This window comes from Streptomyces albus subsp. chlorinus (assembly GCF_013302895.1).
Classification (GTDB): domain Bacteria; phylum Actinomycetota; class Actinomycetes; order Streptomycetales; family Streptomycetaceae; genus Streptomyces; species Streptomyces chlorinus.
Genome location: NZ_VJOK01000001.1, coordinates 6000029 through 6008120 on the forward strand (window position 1 = coordinate 6000029; position 8092 = coordinate 6008120).

The following is an 8092-nucleotide window of genomic DNA, read 5'->3' on the forward strand; positions in this document are numbered from 1 at the left end:
CCGCCCGCCGCTCGTGAGGACCGGGAGCAGCGGGGCGGGGCCGCCCGGGGGAGGGCCTGCCCTCCCCCGGGCGGGAACCGGGGGAGGGCACGGAGCGTGCGCGTGGCTCAGTGCTTCCAGGGGCCCGTCACGGCGAACGTGGTGCCCGGCGTATAGCAGTTGAGGTACATGGTGCGGCCGTCGGGCGAGAAGGTGACCCCCGCGAACTCGCCCCACTCGGGCTCCTCGGGGCTGCCGATGTTCTGCGCGCCGCGCGCCATGGGGTAGACGGCGCCGCGCCGGGTGAGACCGAAGACGTGCTGGGCGCCCTCGCCGTCCTCGCAGACCATCAGGCCGCCGCTGGGGGCCAGGCAGATGTTGTCGGGCTCCTCACCCGGCAGCCGCACGTCCGTGCCGGGCCCGAAGACGATGACGAGGGTGAGGCGCCGCCGCCGCGGGTCGTACCGCCAGATCTGGCCGAAGTGGTCCCCCTGCGATCCCTCCTCACTGCGCGCGTAGCTGGAGACGAAGTAGACGCACGAGCCGCCCCAGTAGCAGCCCTCCAGCTTCTGCGCGTGGGTGATGCCGCCCTTGCCGAAGTCCTGGAAGCGGATGGGGGTCTGCCGGGCCAGCGGGTCGGGGACGTCGATCCACTCGATGCCGTCGAAGGACGTACCCGTCTCGGTGACGGACGACAGGTCGGCGACGCCCGGCACCCGCATGGCCTGGAGGGTGCCGCCCGCGTGGAGGGAACCGTGGCCGCCCTTGGGCTTCTTCGGCAGGAGGCGGTAGAAGAGCCCGAACGGCTTCTCGAAGGCGTCCTCGGTCTCGTAGACCGCACCGGTACGCGGATCGAAGGCGACGGCCTCGTGCTGGAAGCGGCCCATCGCCTTCAGCGGCTCCACCGAGGTGGGCCGGCGGCGGTCGAAGCCGACTTCGAAGATGTAGCCGTGGTCCTTGGTGTACCCCTCCTCGCCCGCCTTGTACTCGGTCTCCTCGCAGGTGAGCCAGGTGTCCCAGGGGCTCGGTCCGCCCGCGCAGTTGGTGGAGGTGCCCGCGATGCCGACGCGTTCGGTCAGCACCCTGATGTCGCCGTCGTCCTCGTCGAGTTCCAGGACGGTGCAGCCGCCCTCGCCCTCCGGGTCGTAGGTGAGGCCCTCGACGGCGGGGACGGGGACCCGTGAGCGCTTGCGGTTCTCGTGGTTGCGCACCAGCCAGGTGCGGCCCCCGCCGCGGCCGTGCCCCGCGCCGCGGGCCGCGGGGAAGGCGGCCATGCCGTCGCAGTTGCTGGGGACCCTGCCCTCGCCGGAGCGGAGCCGGTCGCCCTCGCGGGAGAGCACCTGGTAGCGGAAGCCCTCGGGCAGATCGAGCAGCCCGTCGGGATCGGGGACGAGCGGGCCGTAACCCGCGCTGCCGCCGGTGGACTGGGCCGCGGCGGTCCCCGTGAACAGTTCCGGGAGCGCGCCGCTGAAGGCGACTGCCGCCCCAACGGCTCCGGTTCTCGCCAGCGCTTGACGTCGTGTCGTGGGCATCGGGCACTCTCCCCTGTTGGCGGACAGGTGACCCGAGTGTGTGTACCACGTACACCAGCACCCGCACAGCGCTCGCGACACAACTGGGGCAACCGGATACCCGGGCGGCGGACCGGGCCGCCCGCCCGTACCGCAGGCAGGCGCGGGCGCGCGGGCCGCCGGCCGGCGCGCCGCCGGGTCCCGGTGGGGTCTCCGGTCAGTCCCCGGTCAGCGCCTTGCCGTCCCGGGCCAGCGCGGTCAGCCGGGATATCGCGCGGAAGTACTTCTTGCGGTACCCGCCCGCCAGCATCTCCTCGCTGAACAACTCGTCGAACGGCACACCGGAGGTGACGACGGGTATCTCGCGGTCGTAGAGCCGGTCGGCGAGCACCACCAGGCGCAGCGCCGTGGACTGGTCGGGCACCGGCTTCACCTCGGTCAGACAGACCGCGCCGACGTCCCTGACCAGCGCGCCGTACCGGCTGGGGTGGACGCGGGAGAGGTGGGAGAGCAGGTCCGGGAAGTGGTCCAGGGTGGCGCCGGGCGTGCGGCGTGCGGCCCGGGCGACCTCGTCGTCGGTGGCGGGCTCGGGCGCCTGGGGCAGTCCGCGGTGCCGGTAGTCCTCGCCGTCGATGCGCAGGGTGCGGAAGTGCGCGGCCAGACCCTGGATCTCCCGCAGGAAGTCGGCCGCGGCGAACCGCCCCTCGCCCAGCTTGCCCGGCAGCGTGTTCGACGTGGCCGCCAGTGCGACCCCGTTCTCCACCAGCTTCGCCAGCAGGCTGGAGACGAGCACCGTGTCGCCCGGGTCGTCCAGCTCGAACTCGTCGATGCACAGCAGCTGGTGGCCCGCCAGGGTGCGCACGGTCTGCTGGAAGCCGAGCGCGCCCACCAGGTTCGTCAGCTCGACGAAGGTGCCGAACGCCTTCCGCTCCGGCGCGGCCGGCGCCGCGTGCCACAGGGAGGCGAGCAGGTGCGTCTTGCCGACGCCGTAGCCACCGTCCAGGTACACCCCGCGCGGCCCGCTCGGGGCCTGCTGCCGTGGCTCGCGCCGGAACCAGCGCCTGCGGCCCGCGCCGCCGTGCGCCGCACCGCCGCCCAGGCCCTCGGCGAACGCGCCGAGCACCCGTACGGCCTCGGCCTGGCTCGGCTGCTTCGGGTCGGGGAGGTAGGTGGCGAAGCGCACCCCGTCGAAGCGCGGTGGCGGCACCATCTCGGCCACCAGTTGCTCGGCCGGGACGTGCGGCTCCCGGTCGGTGAGCGCCGCGGGGGCCGCGCCGGGGCCGTCGCAGGGGGCGGCACCGGTCTGGGATATGTGCGCGTGGGACGTTGACACGATTGTCATGCTAGTCGGCCCGCCCCCGGCGGTGTGCCGCCCGCCCGGCGTGCGCCGTGCCACACTGCGCCCTATGCGACGCCTGTTCCCATCGAACCCCCCGGGCCCGTCCGGCCCGTCCGTCCCGTCGAGCACCGCCGCCGCCCCCGCCCCCGCCCCCGAGTGGAGCGTCGAGGAGATCGCGGAGGAGTACGCCTACCCGCCGGTGGGCGAGGGCGCCGATGAGGCCGCCTGGTGGCTGCGCGGCAACATGGTCGCCTCGCTGGACGGCGCCATCCACCACGGCGGGCGCTCCCAGCCGCTCTCCTCCAAGGCCGACATGTGGATCTTCGGGGTGCTGCGCGCCCTCGCCGATGTCGTGGTCGTGGGCGCCCAGACCGTGCGCCAGGAGGGCTACCGGCCGGCGAAGCGCCGCAGGGGTTTCGCCGACCGCCGTGCCGCGCTGGGCCAGGCACCCGTCCCGGCCATCGCGGTGGTCAGCGCCGGGCTGGAGCTGGACTTCTCGCTGCCCCTGTTCACCGAGCCCGTCGTCCCGACGCTGCTGCTGACCGGCCGGGGCGCCCCGGCCGAGCGGGTGGCGCGCGCCAGGGAGGCCGGGGTGGAGGTGGTCTTCGCCGGGGAGGGCGCCGGGGTGGACCCGGCGCGGGTCCCCGGTGTGCTGGCCGGGCGCGGGCTGCGCAGGCAGCTGACCGAGGGCGGCCCGACCCTGCTGGGGGAGTTCGCGGACGCGGGGGTACTCGACGAGCTGTGTCTCTCCATCGCCCCGCGGATCGTCGCGGGCTCGGCCCCCCGCATCATGAACGGCCCCGTCCTGCCGGACCCGGATGAGTACACCCTCGAAGGGGTCCTGGAGGAGGACGGGTTCCTCTTCACCCGTTACCGTCGGTCGCGAACCGTTGCGGAATGAGACGTTCCGCTTTTCGTGTCACTGGGCAGACTGAAAAACGCAGGATCGCTGGACCCGTGCACGCACGGGGCAGGATGGTTTCTTTTCGACCGGAGAAGGGGCGCCCGTCGTGATCACGACTGTGCTGATGATCGAGAAGCCGCTGGTGTCCACCGACGTGGAGATGGTGACGACGCTGCACGGCGAGGAGCCCGTCTCCTTCGTCGTCCTCCTCCAGCCGCGCGGCGACCAGGACCGGCTGCTGCGGGCACTGGACGACGTGGCCCTCGGAGAGCTGGAGCAGGTCGTCCACGAGGCCGAGGAGCCCGAGGGCGGCGAGGCCATCGGGCCCGCCGAGCAGGCGCTGGAGCTCTCGCTCAAGCGCCTCAGAGACGCCGGGTGCGAGGCGGTCGGCCAGATCATCGCCGACCACCCGCTCGACGTCCTCAAGTCCGTCGCCGAGCAGACCCGCGCCGACGAGGTCATCGTCCTGACCGCACCCCACCTGGTGGAAGAGTTCTTCCATAGGGACTGGGCCTCCCGTGCGCGGCACAAGGTGGGTGTGCCGGTGCTGAAGTTGTTCGCGCACAACGAGGAGTGAGGTCTTCGGCGGGGCCGCGGGTCGGGGCCGGGGGTGAGGAGGGGTGAGGCCTCTCCCTGGGGGAGGGGGCGTACCGCATAGGCTTGGCGCGTTCCCCGTCGATCGCCGAGCCTGCCAGGAGAGCCCGTATGACCGCTGCCGCCACCCCCTCCCTCCCCTCCGCCATGGAGCGGCCGCACTTCATCGGGATCGGCGGCGCGGGGATGTCCGGTATCGCGAAGATCCTGGCGGTGCGCGGCGCGCGGGTCGCCGGCAGTGACGCCCGCGAGTCCGCGACGGCGGACGCGCTGCGTGGTTTCGGGGTGACCGTCCACATCGGTCACGCCACGGCGCACGTGGCACCGGACGCGACGGTGGTGGTCGTCTCCAGCGCCATCCGCGAGGACAACCCGGAGCTGGTGGAGGCGCGGCGGCGCGGCCTGCCCGTGCTGCACCGCGCCGACGCGCTGGCCGCGCTGATGGAGGGGCTGCGGCCGCTGGCCGTGGCCGGCACCCACGGCAAGACGACGACCACCTCCATGCTGGCCGTCGCCCTGGCCGATCTGGGCCTGGACCCCTCCTACGCCATCGGCGGCGATCTGGAGGGGCCCGGCTCCAACGCCCACCAGGGCACGGGCGAGATCTTCGTCGCGGAGGCCGACGAGAGCGACCGGAGCTTCCACAAGTACGCGCCCGAGGTCGCCATCGTCCTCAACGTGGAGCTGGACCACCACGCCAACTACGCCTCCATCGAGGAGATCTACGAGTCCTTCGAGACGTTCGCCGGCCGTATCACCGACGGCGGCACCCTGGTGGTCTCGGCCGACCACGCGGGGGCCCGCGAGCTGACGCGCCGGCTGCGGGCGGCCGCCGGCGGCCGGGCGCTCACGATCCGCACCTACGGGGAGGCGGAGGACGCCGACGTCCGGGTCGTCCGCCTCACCCCGAAGGGGCTGACCAGCGAGGTCGCGGTGGTCCTCGACGGCGAGGAGCTGGTTTTCGACGTCTCCGTGCCCGGCAGGCACTACGCGCTGAACGCGGTGGCGGCCCTCGCGGCGGGCGCGGCCCTGGGGGTGCCGGCGCGGGACCTGGGCCGCGCTCTCGGCTCGTACACGGGCGTCAAGCGCCGCCTCCAGCTCAAGGGGCTCGCCCGCGGTGTGCAGGTGATCGACTCCTACGCGCACCACCCCACCGAGATGACCGCCGACCTGGAGGCCATCCGCGGCGGCGCGGGGGACGGCCGGGTGCTGGTGGTCTTCCAGCCGCACCTCTTCAGCCGGACCCAGGAGCTGGGCAAGGAGATGGGCGAGGCCCTGGCGCTGGCCGACGGTTCGGTGGTGCTGCCGGTCTACCCGGCGCGTGAGGATCCCATCCCGGGTGTGACGAGCGCGCTGGTCGCGGACGCCGCGCAGGCCGCCGGTGCCGCGGTGCGTCCGGTGGAGGGACCCCAGGACGCGGTGGCCGCCGTCGTGGGAATGGCCGAGCCGGGCGATCTCGTTCTCACCATGGGAGCGGGCGACGTCACGGAGCTGGGCCCCCGCATCCTCGCCCGACTGGCGGAGTGAGCGACGAGCGCTGAGGAGCGAGCCGACATGGCCTACGAGATCGACAAGTCCGAGGAGCAGTGGCGGGCGGAGCTGACGCCCGAGGAGTACCACGTGCTGCGCGAGGCCGGTACGGAGCGCCCGTTCACCGGTGAGTACACCGACACCGAGACCACCGGTGTGTACGAGTGCCGGGCGTGCGGTGCCGAACTGTTCCGCTCGGACACCAAGTTCGCCTCCCACTGCGGCTGGCCCAGCTTCTACGACCCGGCCCGCTCGGAGGCCGTGGAGCTGCTGACCGACCGCTCCTTGGGGATGGTCCGCACGGAGGTCCGCTGCGCCCGCTGCGGCTCGCATCTCGGTCACGTGTTCGAGGGAGAGGGGTATCCCACCCCCACGGACCAGCGCTACTGCATCAACTCCCTCTCCCTGCGACTGGTGCCCCGGCAGGACGCGGACTGACGCGCGCCGGGGCGCACTGTCCGCCTCCTCTTCCCCGCGGAAATACGAGGCACCCGCCCGGTGTTCATTTGTACGCTGCACGCGATTGGTAGCCATGGGCTCCGGGCGGTGCCGCCGACGGCGCCGGTCGCGCAGTCGACTCATGAACACAGGAAGGACGGGACGGACGCGTGGGGGAGAGCGTGGGAGCACCGGCGGGGGATCACATACGTCCGGGCGGGGAGCGGGCGAGAGACAGCGGACGGTGGCTCGTCCCGGTACTGGCCTTCGGCGGCATCTCCGTCGCCGTCATGCAGACCCTCATCGTCCCCGTCGTCGCCCAGCTGCCCGCCCTGCTGGACACGTCGACATCCAACGCCTCCTGGGTGATCACCTCCACCCTGCTGTCGGGCGCCGTCGCCACGCCCATCATGGGGCGGCTCGGTGACCTGTACGGGAAGCGGCGGATCATGCTGCTCAGCCTGGGGCTGATGGTCCTGGGCTCGCTGATGTGCGGCTTCACCTCGGCGCTGGTGCCGATGGTCGCCGGGCGGGCGGTGCAGGGCTTCGCGATGGGGGCCATCCCGCTGGGCATCAGCATCATGCGGGACGAGCTGCCCCCCGAACGGCTGGGCTCCGCCATGGCGTTCATGAGCTCGTCCCTCGGCGTGGGCGGCGCCCTCGGGATGCCGCTGGCCGCCTGGATCGCCCAGTACACCGACTGGCACGTGCTGTTCTTCGGCGCCGCGGGCATCGGCGCGGTCGCGATGCTACTGGTCGCACTGCTGGTGCCCGAGTCGCCGCTGCGCACCCCCGGCCGCTTCGACGTGCTCGGCACCCTCGGGCTCTCCGCCGGGCTGGTGACCCTCCTGCTGCCCGTCTCCAAGGGCGGCGACTGGGGCTGGGGCAGCCCCACCGTGCTGGGCCTCTTCGGCTCCTCGCTGGTAATCTTCCTGCTGTGGGGGCTGTTCGAACTGCGCACCCGGGACCCGCTGGTGGACCTGCGCACCACGGCCCGGCGCCAGGTGCTGCTGACCAACCTCGCCTCCATCATGGTCGGCCTGGCCTTCTACGCGCTCACGCTCGTCCTGCCGCAGGTGCTCCAGCTCCCGGTCGCCACCGGGTACGGGCTCGGCCAGTCCATGGTGGTCTCCGGGTTGTGCGTGGCGCCGATGGGCCTCGCGATGATGCTCGTCTCCTCCCTCTCGGCGCGGCTGTCCCGGGCCCGCGGCCCCAAGGTGTCGCTGATGACGGGGCTGGTGATCCTGGCCGGCTCCTATCTGCTGGGCACCCTGCTGCTGGGCGCGGTGTGGCAGACCGTGGTGCTGTCGGTGCTCATCGGGGTCGGCATCGGCATCGCCTACTCGGCGATGCCCGCGCTCATCCTCGGCGCCGTCGACCCGTCCGAGTCCGGCGCCGCCAACGGGCTGAACACCCTGATGCGTTCGATCGGGACCTCGACGTCCAGCGCGGTGGTCGGCGTCGTTCTCGCCCACATGGCCAGCCCGCTGGGCGCCACCAGGGTGCCCAACCTGGACGGCTTCCGCACGGCGTTCCTCATCGCGGCCGGTGCCGCGGTGCTGGGCCTGCTGATCGCGGCGTTCCTGCCGTCGTCGGCGGTCAGGCCGTCGCCGGTGGCCGCGCCCGAACAGGCCGCCCCCGAACAGGCCGCCCCCGAACAGGCCGCGCCCGTGCGGGCAGCGTCCGAGCAGGCCGGGGGCGCGCGCCGGGCGGCGCGGTCCGGCGGCGCGGCGGGGGCCGCGCCGGAGGACCCCAGCCGCGAGCCCGTCTGCTAGCACTCGGTCCGTACGTGCCGAG

The 8092-nt window shown here is 73.2% G+C and carries 7 protein-coding genes; 5 read left to right on the forward strand and 2 right to left on the reverse strand.

The window, feature by feature from the left end; genetic code table 11:
• Window positions 1–107: 107 nt before the first annotated feature.
• Together FM076_RS26005 and zapE are read right to left on the reverse strand one after the other, a co-directional pair.
• Window positions 108–1511: an alkaline phosphatase PhoX gene (locus FM076_RS26005; RefSeq protein WP_173873328.1), complete on the reverse strand. Its 1404-nt coding sequence runs from the start codon at window positions 1509–1511 to the stop codon at window positions 108–110.
• Between the two features lie 196 nt (window positions 1512–1707).
• Window positions 1708–2832: a cell division protein ZapE gene (zapE, locus tag FM076_RS26010; protein WP_173873329.1), complete on the reverse strand. Its 1125-nt coding sequence runs from the start codon at window positions 2830–2832 to the stop codon at window positions 1708–1710.
• 64 nt (window positions 2833–2896) lie between these two features.
• On the opposite strand from zapE, the gene FM076_RS26015 reads away from it, so the two are divergent.
• From FM076_RS26015 to FM076_RS26035, 5 genes are all read left to right on the forward strand, one after another.
• Window positions 2897–3730, forward strand: coding sequence for a pyrimidine reductase family protein (locus FM076_RS26015; RefSeq protein ID WP_173873330.1), 834 nt, complete (start codon window positions 2897–2899; stop codon window positions 3728–3730).
• Window positions 3731–3839: 109 nt separating this feature from the next.
• Window positions 3840–4310, forward strand: a complete 471-nt coding sequence (locus FM076_RS26020; RefSeq protein ID WP_173873331.1) for an indole-3-glycerol phosphate synthase — start codon at window positions 3840–3842, stop codon at window positions 4308–4310.
• A 128-nt stretch (window positions 4311–4438) separates the two neighbouring features.
• Entirely contained in the window at window positions 4439–5854 is a 1416-nt protein-coding gene (murC, locus tag FM076_RS26025) for a UDP-N-acetylmuramate--L-alanine ligase (RefSeq protein ID WP_173873332.1), read from the forward strand.
• 27 nt (window positions 5855–5881) lie between these two features.
• Window positions 5882–6295, forward strand: a complete 414-nt coding sequence (msrB, locus tag FM076_RS26030; protein WP_173873333.1) for a peptide-methionine (R)-S-oxide reductase MsrB — start codon at window positions 5882–5884, stop codon at window positions 6293–6295.
• A 170-nt stretch (window positions 6296–6465) separates the two neighbouring features.
• Window positions 6466–8070, forward strand: coding sequence for an MFS transporter (locus tag FM076_RS26035; RefSeq protein ID WP_428815026.1), 1605 nt, complete (start codon window positions 6466–6468; stop codon window positions 8068–8070).
• Window positions 8071–8092 lie beyond the last annotated feature (22 nt).